This is a genomic window from Streptomyces dioscori (assembly GCF_003024195.1).
Lineage (GTDB): Bacteria > Actinomycetota > Actinomycetes > Streptomycetales > Streptomycetaceae > Streptomyces > Streptomyces dioscori.
Genome location: NZ_KZ679039.1, coordinates 193,410 through 207,656, shown reverse-complemented (window position 1 = coordinate 207,656; position 14,247 = coordinate 193,410). Strand labels below are relative to the sequence as shown.

The 14,247-nt window shown below is 70.1% G+C and carries 18 protein-coding genes; 8 read left to right on the top strand and 10 right to left on the bottom strand.

Annotation, left to right across the window (positions count from 1 at the left end; all coding sequences use genetic code 11):
* Positions 1–7 precede the first annotated feature (7 nt).
* The 4 genes from C6Y14_RS05590 to C6Y14_RS05575 form a co-directional block, all read right to left on the bottom strand.
* A complete protein-coding gene (locus C6Y14_RS05590) occupies positions 8–262 on the bottom strand; it encodes a type II toxin-antitoxin system RelE family toxin (RefSeq protein ID WP_107015374.1) in 255 nt (84 codons plus the stop codon).
* Positions 259–600, bottom strand: coding sequence for a hypothetical protein (locus C6Y14_RS05585; protein ID WP_107015373.1), 342 nt, complete (start codon positions 598–600; stop codon positions 259–261). The genes C6Y14_RS05590 and C6Y14_RS05585 overlap by 4 nt, the downstream gene beginning before the upstream one ends.
* Positions 601–655: 55 nt before the next feature.
* Entirely contained in the window at positions 656–1,621 is a 966-nt protein-coding gene (locus C6Y14_RS05580; RefSeq protein WP_107015372.1) for a hypothetical protein, read from the bottom strand.
* 108 nt (positions 1,622–1,729) lie between these two features.
* Positions 1,730–2,149 carry a hypothetical protein gene (locus C6Y14_RS05575; RefSeq protein ID WP_199854641.1) on the bottom strand — a complete coding sequence of 140 codons (420 nt, stop codon included), beginning with the start codon at positions 2,147–2,149 and terminating at the stop codon, positions 1,730–1,732.
* Between the two features lie 83 nt (positions 2,150–2,232).
* Here C6Y14_RS05575 and C6Y14_RS05570 point away from each other — a divergent pair, with 83 nt between their 5' ends.
* Positions 2,233–3,045 (top strand): helix-turn-helix domain-containing protein, encoded by an 813-nt coding sequence (locus C6Y14_RS05570; RefSeq protein WP_225890919.1) that lies wholly within the window; start codon positions 2,233–2,235, stop codon positions 3,043–3,045.
* Positions 3,042–3,260 (top strand): DUF397 domain-containing protein, encoded by a 219-nt coding sequence (locus C6Y14_RS05565; protein WP_107015370.1) that lies wholly within the window; start codon positions 3,042–3,044, stop codon positions 3,258–3,260. The genes C6Y14_RS05570 and C6Y14_RS05565 overlap by 4 nt, the downstream gene beginning before the upstream one ends.
* Here C6Y14_RS05565 and C6Y14_RS05560 read toward each other — a convergent pair.
* On the bottom strand, positions 3,242–4,090 hold the full coding sequence (locus C6Y14_RS05560) for a phosphotransferase (protein WP_107015369.1): 849 nt from the start codon (positions 4,088–4,090) through the stop codon (positions 3,242–3,244). The genes C6Y14_RS05565 and C6Y14_RS05560 overlap by 19 nt on opposite strands.
* 116 nt (positions 4,091–4,206) lie before the next feature.
* Positions 4,207–5,739 carry a hypothetical protein gene (locus C6Y14_RS05555; protein WP_107015368.1) on the bottom strand — a complete coding sequence of 511 codons (1,533 nt, stop codon included), beginning with the start codon at positions 5,737–5,739 and terminating at the stop codon, positions 4,207–4,209.
* 146 nt (positions 5,740–5,885) lie between these two features.
* Between C6Y14_RS05555 and C6Y14_RS05550 the strand changes: the two genes are divergently transcribed.
* Both C6Y14_RS05550 and C6Y14_RS05545 read left to right on the top strand, forming a co-directional pair.
* Positions 5,886–6,359 (top strand): DUF6924 domain-containing protein, encoded by a 474-nt coding sequence (locus C6Y14_RS05550; RefSeq protein ID WP_107015367.1) that lies wholly within the window; start codon positions 5,886–5,888, stop codon positions 6,357–6,359.
* A gap of 87 nt (positions 6,360–6,446) precedes the next feature.
* The gene (locus C6Y14_RS05545; protein ID WP_107015366.1) at positions 6,447–7,439 is read left to right on the top strand and encodes an aldo/keto reductase; all 993 of its coding nucleotides are present in this window, start codon (positions 6,447–6,449) and stop codon (positions 7,437–7,439) included.
* Positions 7,440–7,687: 248 nt separating this feature from the next.
* On the opposite strand, the gene thpR is transcribed toward C6Y14_RS05545, so the two are convergent.
* A complete protein-coding gene (gene thpR, locus C6Y14_RS05540) occupies positions 7,688–8,302 on the bottom strand; it encodes an RNA 2',3'-cyclic phosphodiesterase (protein ID WP_107015365.1) in 615 nt (204 codons plus the stop codon).
* 81 nt (positions 8,303–8,383) lie between these two features.
* Between thpR and C6Y14_RS05535 the strand changes: the two genes are divergently transcribed.
* Both C6Y14_RS05535 and C6Y14_RS05530 read left to right on the top strand, forming a co-directional pair.
* A complete protein-coding gene (locus C6Y14_RS05535) occupies positions 8,384–8,893 on the top strand; it encodes a MarR family winged helix-turn-helix transcriptional regulator (protein ID WP_107015364.1) in 510 nt (169 codons plus the stop codon).
* A 141-nt stretch (positions 8,894–9,034) separates the two neighbouring features.
* Positions 9,035–9,733, top strand: a complete 699-nt coding sequence (locus C6Y14_RS05530; RefSeq protein ID WP_107015363.1) for a nitroreductase — start codon at positions 9,035–9,037, stop codon at positions 9,731–9,733.
* A 182-nt stretch (positions 9,734–9,915) separates the two neighbouring features.
* Here the strand turns inward: C6Y14_RS05530 and C6Y14_RS05525 are convergent, their stop codons facing one another.
* The gene (locus C6Y14_RS05525) at positions 9,916–11,265 is read right to left on the bottom strand and encodes an MFS transporter (protein WP_404828719.1); all 1,350 of its coding nucleotides are present in this window, start codon (positions 11,263–11,265) and stop codon (positions 9,916–9,918) included.
* Between the two features lie 181 nt (positions 11,266–11,446).
* Positions 11,447–11,884: a MarR family winged helix-turn-helix transcriptional regulator gene (locus C6Y14_RS05520; RefSeq protein WP_107015362.1), complete on the bottom strand. Its 438-nt coding sequence runs from the start codon at positions 11,882–11,884 to the stop codon at positions 11,447–11,449.
* A 164-nt stretch (positions 11,885–12,048) separates the two neighbouring features.
* Between C6Y14_RS05520 and C6Y14_RS05515 the strand changes: the two genes are divergently transcribed.
* Positions 12,049–12,231 (top strand): ribbon-helix-helix protein, CopG family, encoded by a 183-nt coding sequence (locus C6Y14_RS05515; RefSeq protein WP_107015813.1) that lies wholly within the window; start codon positions 12,049–12,051, stop codon positions 12,229–12,231.
* 31 nt (positions 12,232–12,262) lie between these two features.
* Here the strand turns inward: C6Y14_RS05515 and C6Y14_RS05510 are convergent, their stop codons facing one another.
* On the bottom strand, positions 12,263–13,714 hold the full coding sequence (locus C6Y14_RS05510; RefSeq protein ID WP_107015361.1) for an NCS2 family permease: 1,452 nt from the start codon (positions 13,712–13,714) through the stop codon (positions 12,263–12,265).
* 154 nt (positions 13,715–13,868) lie between these two features.
* Between C6Y14_RS05510 and C6Y14_RS05505 the strand changes: the two genes are divergently transcribed.
* The gene (locus C6Y14_RS05505; protein ID WP_107015360.1) at positions 13,869–14,117 is read left to right on the top strand and encodes a DUF2530 domain-containing protein; all 249 of its coding nucleotides are present in this window, start codon (positions 13,869–13,871) and stop codon (positions 14,115–14,117) included.
* Positions 14,118–14,247: the final 130 nt, after the last annotated feature.

Here is a 14,247-nt window from a genome sequence, read left to right as displayed (position 1 = left end):
GAGCCGGTCAGACCTGCGTGCGCCCCACCATCAGCACCTTGATCGCCACTCGTGTGCCATCGATCTCGTACGTGACCCGGTACGCGCCCACCCGCAGCCGTCTCAGGTCAGTGCCGCCCAGCTTGCTGCTCTCGGGTGGCTCGGGCTGGAGGGCGAGAGCGTTGATCGCCTGGACCAGGGGTTTGATCGCTTCTCCGTCGCGCGACTTGAGGCGTCGTAGGCCGGCCGCCGCAGCCGGCTCCCAGATGATCGTGAGCCTCACGAGGCCTTGCCTCTCAGCATGTCCTCGACCTCGGCCTGTGTAAGGGTGCCGCCGTGGGTCGACTTCGCTCGCAGCGCCGTCGCGAGGTCGGCGAAGTCGATCGCGAGAGCCTGGGCGTCGACGTCCGGGGCGGCGTCGACGAGCGCCTGCGTCCACCAGTGGTCGAGGAACGCCTCGAAGGCGGAACCTTCGGAGAGGGTCGCCAGTTCGGCGTCGAGGTCCGGCAGCCGATCGGGGCGGACGGCAGCGCGGATCCCCTCAAGGTTGCGCGGAACCACCTGTCCTCCGAAGCCCACGGCCTCACGCGCCTCCTGAAGGATGTCGCTCCATGCCGCCATGTCCCTGCTCCTCTTCGAGGCCGCCTTCTCCGCTGCGGCAGCAGCGTATGACGCGCTACCCACCGGAGACGCATTCCTGTACACGCGTCCGCCACCGTTCGGAAAGCGACAGCGAACGTGACTGGAGTGTCGCCTCGTACGCGGTGGCCGTTCGGCAGCGGAGGCAGTGGGTTTCGTCGGATCGGGGGCGGAAGACGTGTTCGGCGCCTGGGCCCGGGCAGGTTACGAGGTCCCGGCGGGGCGGGGTGGCGGGCCGCTCCGGCTGCGGGGCGGGAGCGACGGCCCCGACCGCTCTCGCCGCCGGGAGTTTTTGCACCAGCCGGTGGCGCAGGAAGCCGACCGCCGAGCGGATGCCGTCCGCCGGTAGGCCCGTCGTCAGGGCGCGGCGCAGGTCGGCCGCCGAGACGCCTCTGCGCAGCCACTCCGCTGCCGAGGCGGCCAGCAGCCGGGCCTCGCGGACGCCCAGGAGCAGGTCCCTGTTCACGTACCGCAGGGACAGCAACACGCCTTCCGCCTCGGCGAGATCGGGCGGCGTCTGACCTCCGGTGTGGTCTTCGGGTGGGGGGTGGGGAAGGTTCTTCTCTTCTTGTTCTTCTTCTTTTGGGGGAGAGTCACCGACCGTCCGTTCCCCCGGTCCGCCGACCGTCGGTGGGCGCTCACTCGGTGGCACCGGTGGCGCGACGGCCACCGCCTCCCCCGCGCGCGCCCCGGTCGCCTCTTCACGCGTGAGGGTGACGTTGGCGAGGAGTTGTTCCGTGACCCAGCGGCCCCGCGCGCCCTGCTCACGCCACTCGTGCAAGTAGCCGCACTCGGCGAGGAGTTGCTTGGCCCTCTGGTACGCCCGGCCCTTCATGCCCAGCCTGCCCGCGTGTTCGCTGAGCGGCCTGGGGTCCGCGCCCTCGGGCAGTCCCTGCACGTACAGCAGCAGGATCTTCGCGTCGCTGTTGAGCCGCGAGTGCCGTACGACGTCGTGCGAAGCCTTCGTGTAGCGCCGGATCGGCGCGATAGCATGACGGAGCATTTCTGGTGGACCTTGGTCTTCCACTGGCAGTGAAGGTCCTCGGGTGGTGTTGGTAGCACCTCCGAGGACCGCTCCGCATGCGGGTGCACACGGAGTGTGATGTCGCGATCACGGTACATGACTGATCACACGGCTCACGACCTCCGCCAGCAACCCCGCCTCCACGAACGGCACTTCGGGCGTCGGCTCCGACCGCCAGTCCAACGGCCAGGTCAGCCCGCCCAACGCGGGCACCCCCACGTACGCCCAGCCCCGCGCGTCCCGGCCCAACGCCCGCACGCCGCTTGGCCAGCGGTGGGCGGTGGCGCTTTGCGGGGGCAACAGGAAGTACATGTACCGGCATCCTGTTGACCCACGGACGATCGGCCCCGCCTGGAAGTCCGTGAACTGGATGAGTTCGTACGCCACTTGTTCTGCGAGTACGCCCGCGATGCGTACGGCGTCGAAGTGGATACCGGCATGACGAAGGCCGTGGCCGGAGGCCGGGATCCAGGGGTGCACCCTGCCCGGTGCGGTTTCCGAGTTCATGGAGCAAATGCTTACGGCCGCTCACATACTGTGACCAGGGTTACGTGGAGTCCGTGCACGTCTGTGCACTTGGGGAGGTCGTTGTGCACACCAGTGAACAGAGCTCCAGCAACCTGGAGATGTTCGGCTCGTTGCTGCGGTTCTTCCGCGAACGGGCCGGGATGACGCAGGAGGGGTTGGGTGGGCAGGTCGGCTATTCCAAGTCCCAAGTGGCAATGGTGGAGCGAGGCGAACGGCCTCCCAAGGGACGACTCGTCGCGATCGCGGATGAGGCACTAGGTGCACAAGGTGCACTTCTCACGGCGGGCAAGCAGTTGCAGACCAGTCGCTTCCCCACATGGTTCGAGGACTACGCCGAGTTGGAAGCGAAGGCCGCCGCCATCAGCATGTACGCGAACCATGTGGTTCCCGGGATGCTCCAGGCGGAGGGATACGCACGCGCGATCTTCAACTGCCACTGCCCGCCGTTGGAGGACGACGAGGTCGAGGCCCGAGTGTCGGCCCGCCTCGAACGTCAGAAAGTCCTGCAGCGCAAGCCCGCACCGCTCGTCGACTTCGTACTGGAGGAGCACACACTGACGCGACCTCTGGGCGGCCCCGCGACCCTCAAAGAACAGCTGAGCCACATGCTTGAACTCGGGCAACAGCGCAACGTCGGGATCCAGGTGATGCCCCACAACCGCGAGGTCCACGCCGGGCTGAACGGTCCGATGATCCTGGTGGAGACCGCCGAGCGCGACCGACTCGCATACGTCGAGGGCCCGGGCGGTGGCTACTTTGTGGACCAACAGCCCAACCTGGGGGACCTTTTCGCGCAGTATGGCATTCTGCGAGCTCAGGCACTCAGCCCCGAGGAGTCGACGAAGTTGATCGAACGAGTGGCAGACGCACTATGAACACGGACCTCAAGTGGTTCAAGAGCAGCTACAGCGGCAGCCAGGGCGGCGAATGCCTGGAGATAGCCATACCCCAGACCACCTCCCTCCCCACGATCCACATCCGCGACTCCAAAACCCCCAACGCCCCCACCCTCACCATCGCCCCGGCGACATGGTCCGCCTTCCTCCCGTACGCGGCCACGTACGGAAGCGATCAGCCCAGCCCGCACTGATCGAGCGCGGTACGAACCCGTTCGAGCCCTTCCGCTCTCCAGTGGTCCCGGTCGGGCACCCCGTCGTCCCGGCGCCAGCGCCACGCCGAGAACAGCGCCCAGTTGAGGGCGCGGCACCGGTGCACGAGGTCGGGGTCGGCGCCCGCATAAAGCCGTCCCACTTCCTCAGGCGCATGAGCGAGGTCGAACTCGACCGGCCCCCGGCAACACGTGCCGAGGTCGACGAACAACGGCCCCCTCCTCGTGTTCAGGAGATTTCCCGGATGGGGTTCGCCGTGCAGCAACTGCTCGCCGGCGCTGCCGACGCCGATCGCGGCGCTCAGTCCGCTCAGGGTGGTGCTGAGGAGTTCGCGGTCGGTGTCGGACAGTTCAGGGGACCGGCTCCGGTCGTCCACCTCCCTCGACGCCACGGCGACCCGGTCGGTGAAGTGCGGTGCGGCGGCGGCCAGATCGATCCGGCGCAGAGCGGCATGGTGCCGTGCGAACGCGTCCGCGTAGTCGGCCGGGGCGATCTCCGGGCCCACCGGTTCGTAGTAGGCCCAGAGCGAGATGGCGAAGTCGTCACGCAGGTGGACACGCGGTTCGACCCGAGGATCGAGTTCGGCCACCGGCGCGTCGACGTCGACGAGACGCCGTGCGACCTCCACCTCGAACTCGGAATCGGCCAGATGCCCCAGAGGCGCGACCCGGGCCAGCACATCGCAGCCGGTCAGGCGCAGGGCCACACGGTCCGAGTCGTGGACGACGATCACCTCGTCGACCCGTAAACCCAGCTCGGAAGCGGTCGCTCGCCCTGCCGCGATGGCCCGACGGAGTTCTACCGGCTCCACACCACTCTCCTCATCTGCCTGGAGACCGCCATACCCCAGACCGCCCCCGCACAGCCCTCACCCTTCGCATGCAACCCCGTACAAAGGTGTTGTGGACCGTCCGGACCGGCGGGTCGTCAGTCCCGATGCCACGCCAGATCCGACATCGCGGCAAGCGGCAGAGCCGGATTCGACGCCGCCGCTTCCGCCACCTGCCAGTCCGTGTCCGTGAGCAGTTCCGTGATGACCGGTGGCGGGAGAGCCGGGTGAGCGGCTGCTATCGGTCGGGCCTGCCGGTCCGCCAGGCAGGCGAGCAGCGCGGAGGCGGGCGCCGCGGAATGCCGGGCGATCTCGCGGAACGCCTTCTGCACCGGTGGTTCGTGCCGGGTCAGTTCGTCCAGCAGGGCCGGGGTCGCGTCCGGATTGGTCGCCACCTTGGCCAGGACCCGTACACCGTGGCGTACGACCATGGCGCGCAACTGCGCCTCGGTGAGGCCGGGGTGGGGAGCCACGGCCTTGACCACCTTCGCGTCCGGGTCGTCGGCCAGCTGGTCGCGTATAGCGGGCGGCAGATCCCGCCGGTGGGCCACGAGCATGCGGGCGACCGGGTCCGGTGACGCAGCCAGCCACCGCAGCTCGGCCAGTGAGGCGGCGGCGATGCGGGGCAGCAGGGTGTTGCCCGCCTTGGCGGTTCCGGCCAGCTGAGTGAGTACGTCGAGGGGTACGCGCGGATGGTGCGCGAGCGCGCGGCGCACCGCCGGGTCGCGGTCGTCGGCCATCACCCGGATCAGAGCCTCGTCGAGCGCGGGATTCTCCGCGATGTCCGCGCGGATACCGGGAGCCGGGTCCGCGGCCAGCCGCACGTACGCCTGCCGGGGCAGGTCCTGGCGGGTGGCGAGCGCCCAGCGCAGCAGCATCGACGGGTGGTCCGCGAAAGCGGCGACCGACTCGACCGGGGTGGCGGGGTTGCGGAGCGCCGCCTCCCACGTGCGGTGGGCGGTGGACTCGTGGGAGCCGTCGCAGGAAGCCCCCGCCAACAGCTCGCAGTCGGGGCGAGAGCACTGCGGATCGTGGACGAAGGGGATCTCCTCGCGGTCGCAGACCAGGCAGTGGCGCGCGGCCGGTTGTCCTGCTCCCGTGAGCAGGGCCGCAAGCGTGGCGGGCGGGGTCGCCTCGTTGGCCGCCACCGTCCGGCGCACCTCGGCGTGCGGATGCGCCGCGAGTCTCGTGGTGACGTCCGGGGTCGTCGTCCACAGGGCCAGCTCGGCGACCACCCGTATGTCCGGGTCCGCCGCGAGGACGTCCACCACATCGGGCGGGAGGCCGGGGCAGGCCGCCAGTTTCTCCCGGCGCTCATGATCCGGGTCCGCGGCGAGAAGACGCGCCCACTCCGGATGGCTGACGCCGGCGCCCTGGTCGAGCAGAACGAGGGCGGCGTCCGGCCGAACCGCCGGATCCACGTCGGCCGCGGTCAACCGGCCCTCGTACGCGAGCCGCACCGCGCCCTCCTCGACCCGCTCGGCCAGCGCGAGCGCCTGCGCACGGCTGAGGTCCGCGCGACAGGCGAGGTCGTCGGCGAGGTCGTCGTCCGCGACGGAGATCAGCCGGTCGACCAGCTCGGACGGCAGGGCCGGATTGGCGGCGAGCCCGCTCAGTAGGTGATGAAGCACAGAGGCATCCTGCCCGGCCCCGGCCCCGGCTGTCGGACCCCGTGGTCGGACCCCGTGGTCGGATCCCGTTGTCAGACCCTCCCCCTACGCTTCGGATCACCGTCAACGCGGCTCCTGACGCCGCCCGTTGGAAAGAGTGCCGATCCGTGCGAGTTCTGCCGAAGACCGACGCCGACTACCCGCCCATGCTGCTCGTGCGTACCGACTACCGCGACGACGACGCCTGGCAGCGGGTGCTGGACGCCCTGGACAAGCCGTGGGTCTTCGACGAGGACGACGAGGACAACGGCCGTTCCAAGGAGGAGATCGTCCGCGTGGACGACCCGGCGTGGGCGGACGCGACCCCCGCCGACGTCCTCGCCGCTCTCACCGCACCCGAGGACAGGGACAGCGACGGGGGCGGGGACGAGGACGGGGAGGATGCCGCCGAGAGCGGATGGCCGGTGGTCTTCCTCGCCGACCGCGCCAGCATGGAGGGCCCCGAGCCGACCCTCCTCGCGGTGAGCCCCGACCCGGAGGAACGCACCGCGCCGTACCGCATACCGGCCCTGGAAACCCCGCACGAGATGCACTGCAACCTGGCCATCGCGAACATGGACTTCGACGAGTTCGGCGACTAGCCCCCCTGGCCCCCGCCCCGACGTTCGCCGCGGAGCTGCGGAGCGGGGTGTTGCCTAGAGCGCACTCGACCACGTTGGCTGTGAACCATGAAGTACACGCAGCTGGGACGCACAGGACTCAAGGTCAGCCGGCTCGTTCTCGGGACCATGAACTTCGGTCCGCAGACGGACGAGGCCGACAGTCACGCGATCATGGACGCGGCGCTGGACGCGGGCATCAACTACTTCGACACCGCCAACGTGTACGGCTGGGGCGCGAACAAGGGCCGTACCGAGGAAATCGTCGGCTCCTGGTTCGCCCAGGGCGACGGCCGCCGCGACCGGACCGTGCTCGCCACCAAGGTGTACGGCAACATGGCCGCCGAGGGCGACGCCTGGCCCAACCACGACAAGCTCTCCGCGCTCAACATCCGGCGCGCGGTGGACGCCAGCCTCAAGCGGCTCGGCACCGACTACATCGACGTCTACCAGTTCCACCACATCGACCGCGACACCCCGTTCGAGGAGATCTGGCAGGCGATCGACGTCCTGGTCCAGCAGGGCAAGATCCTGTACGCCGGGTCCTCCAACTTCCCCGGCTACAAGATCGCCCAGGCCAACGAGATCGCCGCCCGCCGCGGCGGCACCATCGGCCTCGTCAGCGAGCAGTGCCTCTACAACCTCGCCGAGCGCCGCGCCGAGATGGAGGTCATCCCGGCCGCGCAGGAGTACGGGCTCGGCGTCATCCCGTGGTCGCCCCTGCAGGGCGGTCTGCTGGGCGGAGTCCTCAAGAAGGAGGTCCAGGGCGGGCGCCGGGCGAGCGGCCGGGCCGCCGACACCCTCGCCGACCCCGCGGGCCGCGCGCGGGTCCAGTCGTACGAGGATCTGCTCGACAAGCACGGCATCGAGCCCGGCGAAGCGGCGCTGGCCTGGCTGCTGACGCGCCCCGGCGTCACGGGCCCGATCGTCGGCCCGCGCACCGCCGAACAACTGGAGTCCGCACTCCGAGCCGTCGAGCTCGAACTGGGCGACGAGGTCCTCACCGCCCTGGACGAGATCTTCCCGGGCCCGGGCCCGTCCCCGGAGGCCTTCGCCTGGTAGCCCCACCTGGGCAGCCGACACCTTGATGGGCCGCCCCGACAGGGGCGCCCTGAAGGGGCGCGGCGAACTGCGCGGCCAGCCACGACGCACCCGCAGCCGCGCGCTACGAAACGCACCACGGCGAGGCGGCGGTCGTCACCTACCTACGGCCGCCGCCAAAGCCACCACGACGAACATCAGCACAAGCACCCCGGCCATGATCCGGTTCCGCGTCTTCGGGTCCACGCACCGAGCGTAACCGCCCGCCCTCAGGCCACTCCGCCTCGGGGTCCGCCAGGGGGCCCGCCCGGCGGCCCGCCGAGGGGCCACCGCGCTAGCACCTCGTACCGCGGCTGCTCCCCCGCCACCCCCGACACCGGCAGCCGACTCCGCACCAGACACAGTTCCCCCACCGTCCAGACCCGCCCCTCGAACCCGTCCAGCGCGGACACGTACGGGGCGAGGTCCGCCGACTCACGGTTGCTGCGCGCCAGCGTGAGGTGCGGCCGGTAGGCCCGGTGCTCCTCATGCGTCACCCCCGCCCTGCGGCCCGCCGCCACCGCCCGGTCGGCGAGCAGCCGCAGGGTCCGTACGTCCCCCGCGGCGCCCGCCCACAGCGCCCGGTCCCCGAAACGGCCCCCGCCCCGCAGGGACAGCGGAAACGGATCCGTCCGCCGCGCCGACCGCTCCAGCCGGACCGACAGTTCCGGTACGAGCACCTCGTCGACCTCTCCGTAGAACGCGAGCGTGAAGTGCCAGCTGGGCCGGGTCGTCCACCGCAGCCCGTGCTCGGCCGCTCCCGGCGACCGCCGCAGCCCGTCGACCGCCACGCCGAGTTCGGCGGTCACGTCCTCCGGCGGCAGCACAGCGGCGAAGAGTCTCATACGGCCACCCTGCCAGAGGAGACCCACAGCTCCTCTCGATCGAGACCGTATCGATCGGATCGACCGCTGTACCGTGACCGCATGGCCAGCGACCTTCCCCCCGACACCACCGCGCGCGTGACCGACCGCCCCGGTGACGCCTCGCCCTTCGCTCTCGGCCTGCTGCTGCGGCGGGCCCACTGGCGCGCGGCGGCGGTGATGGAGGAGGCGCTCCGGCCGCTCGGCATCGAGTTGCGGCACTTCGCCGTGCTGATCGTGCTGGTCGACCGCGGACCCACGGTCCAGCGGGACCTGGTGGCGGCCACGGGCTCGGACAAGGCGGGGATCATGCGCGTCGTGGACGACCTGGAGCGCAAGGGACTCGCCGTCCGCCGAACCGTCCCGGGAGACCGGCGGGTCCGGGCGGTGGAGATCACGCCCCAGGGTGTCGAACTCTTCGACGCGGCCCACGTCTCGGCGGAGCCGCTGTCCGCGCGCCTGGTGACGGACCTCGGCCCCGGGGAGTCCGAGCGGCTGATGGATCTGCTGACCCGGTTCGCCCACCCCGAGGAGAAGGCGAACGAGAAGGCGTCGGCGCACGACGGCGCGTAAACACGCCACATCAGGGCCGGAACCGGACACAGAAGCGCGCACACTCCACAACAGTCGGATCCGAGAACGTATCGAATGATACTGTCGTGAGTGAAACGGAGTTGACGCTGAGCACCTGACACAGTCGAGAGGCGGACGACCATGGATGTCTACGAGGCGGTGACGAGCCGGCGGGCCGTACGCGGGTTCACCGACCGGCATGTGCCCCGAGAGGTACTGGAGCGCGTACTGTCCGCGGCGGCCTGGGCCCCGTCCGCGTCGAACCTTCAGCCGTGGCACGCCTACGTCCTCACGGGCGGGCCGCTGGCCGAGCTGAAGAAGCGTGCCGGTGAGCGCCTGGCCCTGGGCGACCCCTTCGACGAGCCGGAGTACGAGCAGTACCCGCCCGCGCTGAAGTCCCCGTACCGGGAACGCCGGTCCGCCTTCGGCGAGCAGCGTTACGGCGCGCTCGGCATCCCGCGCGAGGACGTGGAGGCACGCCAGCGGGCCGCCTCCGCGAACTGGGACTGCTTCGGCGCGCCCGCCGCCCTGTTCTGCTACATCGACCGCGACCTGGGCCCGGCCCAGTGGTCCGACGTCGGCATGTACCTGCAGACCGCCATGCTGCTGCTCCGCGCGGAAGGCCTGCACAGCTGTACGCAGATGGCGTGGGCGAAGTTCCACCGAAGCGTGGCGGAGACCCTGTCGCCCCCGGACGACCTCCTCCTCTTCTGCGGAATGTCGATCGGCTACGAGGACACCACGGTCCACACCCCCCGCACGGGCCGCGCACCACTCACAGAGACAGTCACTTTCATCAACGACCAGGGGGCGGAGCCAGGGGCGCAGCCCCGCCCTTGAGGGGCGCGGGGAACAGCGCGCTCAACCCCCACCGGCCCGAGGGCGACACTCCGACCGGCGGCCCCGAGGACAGGGGCGCAGCCCCGTCCCCAAGGGGCGCGGGGAACTGCGCGGCCGGCCCCCACCGGCCCGCACCACACCCGCGGACCTGAGCCCACCCGACCGAATCCAACAAGGGAGGGCTACGCCGCCGTAGCCAGCTCCCGCTCCCGCGGAACGAAACGCACCCGCGGATGACCGTGGCGCCAGCCCACCGACAGACGCAGGCCGCCCACCCGCGCCAGGACCAGACCGACGGTCGTCGCCGCGAGCAGCGAGACGACTCCGCCCATGGCGAAGCCCACCCGGGGCCCGTACGCGTCCGTGATCCAGCCGACCACGGGCGCCCCCAGCGGCGTACCGCCCATGAAGACCATCATGAACAGCGCCATGACACGGCCGCGCATGGCCGGATCGGTGCCCATCTGGACGGCGGTGTTGGCCGTGACGTTCACGGTCAGACCGGCCATCCCGATGGGGACCATGAGGGCGGCGAAGAGCCAGTACGACGGGGCCAGCGAAGCCACCACCTCCAGCACTCCGAAGGCGACGGCCGCGGCGATCAGCACACGCAGCCGCGCCGTGCCGCGCCGGGCGGCGAGCAGCGCGCCCGCGACCGAACCGACGGCCATCAACGTGTTGAAGAGGCTGTACGCGCCCGCGCCACCGTGGAAGACGTCGTCGGCGTAGGCCGACAGCCAGACGGGGAAGTTGAAGCCGAACGTGCCGATGAAGCCGACGAGGACGATCGGCCAGATCAGTTCGGGGCGGCCGGCGACGTAGCGAAGGCCCTCACGGAGCTGGCCCTTGCCGCGCGGGGCGCGCTCGACCTGGTTCAGCTCGCTGGAGCGCATCAGGAGCAGGCCCGCGATGGGCGCGACGAAGGACAGGCCGTTGAGCAGGAACGCCCAGCCCGTGCCCACGCCGGTGATCAGCAGGCCCGCGACGGCGGGGCCGATCAGGCGGGCGGACTGGAAGTTGGCGGAATTGAGGCTGACCGCGTTCTGCAGCTGGCCGGGGCCGACCATCTCGGCGACGAAGGACTGCCGGGCCGGGTTGTCGATCACCGTGGCGAGGCCGACGGCGAAGGCGGCGACGTAGACGTGCCAGACCTGGACGTGTCCGGTGAGGGTCAGGAAGGCGAGGGCGATACCGGTGAGGCCCATCGCGGCCTGGGTGGCGAGCAGCGTGGGGCGCTTCGGCAGGCGGTCGACGAGGACGCCGCCGTAGAGGCCGAAGAGCAGCATCGGCAGGAACTGCAGAGCCGTGGTGAAACCGACGGCGGCGGACGAGCCGGTGAGGCTGAGGACCAGCCAGTCCTGGGCGATGCGCTGCATCCAGGTGCCGGTGTTCGAGACGACCTGGCCGGTGAAGAACAGCCGGTAGTTCCTGATCTTCAGCGAGCTGAACATCGAGGAGCGGGTCTTGGGGGCGTGCGGGGTGTCGTGGGCGGCAGGTGCGGGGGCGGAGTCTGCTCCGGGTCCCGTACTCAACGGCGTTCGCCTCCTTGCGTGGTGGTGCGGGTGGTTCTTGTGGTGCTGGTGGTTCTTGACGTGCTGGTGGTTCTTGAGGTGCTGGTGGTGCTGGTGGTGCGTGTGGCCTCACAGGTGTCTGCCGGGGCCCGCAGCCGCGGCGCCTGTGCCGACAGCTGCCGGTACGGGCGCTTGCTGCCGCCTACAGATGCGCGAGCTTCTCCAGGACGGGAGCGGCCTCGCGGAGCTTGGCCCACTCGTCCTCGTCGAGGCCGTCGACGAGGGAGGCCAGCCACGCGTTCCGCTTCGTGCGGCTCTCCGCGAGCATGGCTTCCGCGCGCTCGGTCTGCGTGACGACCTTCTGGCGGCGGTCGTCCGGGTGCGCTTCGAGGCGGACCAGGCCCTTCGCCTCCAGCAGCGCCACGATGCGGGTCATCGAGGGCGGCTGCACGTGCTCCTTGCGGGCGAGTTCGCCCGGCGTGGCCGTGCCGCAGCGGGCGAGGGTGCCCAGGACCGACATCTCGGTCGGGCTCAGCGACTCGTCGACCCGCTGGTGCTTGAGTCGGCGCGACAGACGCATCACGGCGGAGCGCAGGGAGTTCACGGCGGCAACATCGTCGCCATGGGTGAGGTCAGGCATGTTCTTTAGAATAACTCATTACTCTAGCTAAAGACCACCGCGCCACCCCACGAATGACCGTGAGCCCGGCCACTCACGCCCACATCAACCCCTACTTCACCCGAACGAGTGAGACGGGCGCGGAAAGTGACACACGACACGCCTCGGCCGCGACCCTCGTACCCATGGGGACCACAGTGCTCAGCCTGCGGATAGACGAGGAGCTGCTCGACCGGCTCCGGCAGCACGCGGCGAAAAGAGGAATGAGCGTCCAGGACTATGTCGTCCGGACGCTCATTCGCGATGACTTCGACGAGCGGTTCCGGACCGCGGTCGAGGAGACGGAAAAGTTCTACGGGGTTCCGTGAGCCCCGGGCCCGGCGGCCCGGTCAGGTCAGGTCAGGTCAGGCCCAGCGCCGGCATCAGGTAGTAGAAGGCGAAGACCGCCGACACCACGTACATGGCGACCGGCACGTCCCGTCCGCGCCCGGCCGCCAGCCGCAGCACGACGAACGTGATGAAACCCATGCCGATGCCGTTCGTGATCGAGTACGTGAACGGCATCATCAGCATCGTCACGAACGCCGGGATCGCGATCGTGTGGTCGGCCCAGTCGATCTGCCGGATGGAGCCGGACAGGATCAGGAAGCCGACCGCGAGCAGCGCCGGGGTGGCGGCCTGCGACGGGACCATCGTGGCGATCGGGGTGAGGAAGAGGGCGACGGCGAACAGCGCGCCGGTGACCACGTTCGCGAAGCCGGTGCGCGCGCCCTCGCCGACACCCGCCGTGGACTCCACGAAGCAGGTGGTCGCGGAGGAGGAGGTCGCGCCGCCCGCGGCGACCGCGATGCCGTCGACGAAGAGCACCTTGCTGATGCCCGGCATGTTGCCGTCCTTGTCGGTCAGCTTCGCCTCGTCGCCGATGCCCATGATCGTGCCCATCGCGTCGAAGAAGCACGACAGCAGGACCGTGAAGACGAACAGCACGCCGGTGAGCACGCCGACCTTGCCGAAACCGCCGAAGAGGCTGACCTCGCCGACGAGCCCGAAGTCGGGGGTCGCGACCGGGTTGCCCGGCCACTTCGGCGTGGTCAGGCCCCACGAGGGCACCTTGGCCACGGCGTTGATCACCACGGCGACGACCGTCATCGTGACGATCGAGATGAGGATCGCGCCCGGCACCTTGCGCACGATCAGCGCGAGCGTGAGGAGCGTGCCGAGGACGAAGACCAGGACGGGCCAGCCGTTCAGATGGCCGGTGCCGCCGAGCTGCAGCGGCACGGTCGTCTGGGCGACGTCCGGGATACGGGAGACGAAGCCCGAGTCGACCAGGCCGATCAGCATGATGAACAGGCCGATGCCGATCGCGATGCCCTTGCGCAGGCCGAGCGGTACGGCGTTCATGACGCGCTCGCGCAAGCCCGTGGCGACGAGCAGCATCACCACGAGACCCGCGAGCACCACCATGCCCATCGCGTCCGGCCAGGACATCCGGGGCGCCAGCTGGAGCGCGACGACGGTGTTCACACCGAGGCCGGCCGCGAGGGCGATCGGTACGTTGCCGATGACACCCATCAGGAGCGTGGTGAACGCGGCGGTCAGCGCGGTCGCGGTGACCAGCTGGCCGTTGTCGAGCTGGTGCCCGTACATGTCCTTCGCGCTGCCCAGGATGATCGGGTTCAGCACGATGATGTAGGCCATCGCGAAGAAGGTGGCGAGACCGCCGCGGATCTCGCGCGGCAGGGTGCTGCCGCGCTCGGAGATCTTGAAGTAGCGGTCGAGGGCGCTGCGGGCGGACGCGGGGTCCGGCTCGTCGGGCGCGGAAGCCTTGGCGGGGGCCGAGGTGGGCATCGAGGACCTTTTTGGAGTTTCGTACGAGCAAAAGTGGCCATGGTCAGGCAGATTCAGTATGAACATATGACGGCTTTGGCGCTATCTCCGCGCGTAGATCGGTGAGGCGGCTGCCCTCGTCCGTCCTCCCTCCCCCTCCTCGTAAGCTGTCCCCATGGCGAAGTGGACACCGACACACGAGGCACCGGAACCGCTGGAGGGGCCTGTGGTGGCCACCGTCACGGGCGGTGCGATCCTCTGGTTCGTCCTCTTCCTGGTCCAGCTGCCGTTCTACGGCTGGCTCGACGACCACGGGCACCTGTGGTGGATGTGGACGTGCCTGGCGGGGGCGGGGCTGGGCTTGATCGGCATCTGGTACGTCCGGGGCCGAGAGGCCGCCATCAAACGGGCCTCCGCCCCGTAGGGGGTGCCGTTTCCGGTCGTACATCGGGTGCGGCCCGGTGGGGGTGCCCCGCGCAGTTCCCCGCGCCCCTAAAAGCGGGGCTGCGCCCCGGCCCCCAAGGGGCGCGGGGAACTGCGCAGTCTTTGGGCGG

Coding starts and splice junctions, on each gene's coding strand:
- C6Y14_RS05545 (WP_107015366.1), top strand. CDS start 6,447: ATGAAGTACACGCAGCTGGGACGCACAGGACTCAAGGTCAGCCGGCTC.
- C6Y14_RS05520 (WP_107015362.1), bottom strand. CDS start 11,884: ATGCCTGACCTCACCCATGGCGACGATGTTGCCGCCGTGAACTCCCTG.
- C6Y14_RS05580 (WP_107015372.1), bottom strand. CDS start 1,621: ATGCTCCGTCATGCTATCGCGCCGATCCGGCGCTACACGAAGGCTTCG.
- C6Y14_RS05565 (WP_107015370.1), top strand. CDS start 3,042: ATGAACACGGACCTCAAGTGGTTCAAGAGCAGCTACAGCGGCAGCCAG.
- C6Y14_RS05505 (WP_107015360.1), top strand. CDS start 13,869: ATGGCGAAGTGGACACCGACACACGAGGCACCGGAACCGCTGGAGGGG.
- thpR (WP_107015365.1), bottom strand. CDS start 8,302: ATGAGACTCTTCGCCGCTGTGCTGCCGCCGGAGGACGTGACCGCCGAA.
- C6Y14_RS05535 (WP_107015364.1), top strand. CDS start 8,384: ATGGCCAGCGACCTTCCCCCCGACACCACCGCGCGCGTGACCGACCGC.
- C6Y14_RS05530 (WP_107015363.1), top strand. CDS start 9,035: ATGGATGTCTACGAGGCGGTGACGAGCCGGCGGGCCGTACGCGGGTTC.
- C6Y14_RS05510 (WP_107015361.1), bottom strand. CDS start 13,714: ATGCCCACCTCGGCCCCCGCCAAGGCTTCCGCGCCCGACGAGCCGGAC.
- C6Y14_RS05515 (WP_107015813.1), top strand. CDS start 12,049: ATGGGGACCACAGTGCTCAGCCTGCGGATAGACGAGGAGCTGCTCGAC.
- C6Y14_RS05585 (WP_107015373.1), bottom strand. CDS start 600: ATGGCGGCATGGAGCGACATCCTTCAGGAGGCGCGTGAGGCCGTGGGC.
- C6Y14_RS05575 (WP_199854641.1), bottom strand. CDS start 2,149: ATGAACTCGGAAACCGCACCGGGCAGGGTGCACCCCTGGATCCCGGCC.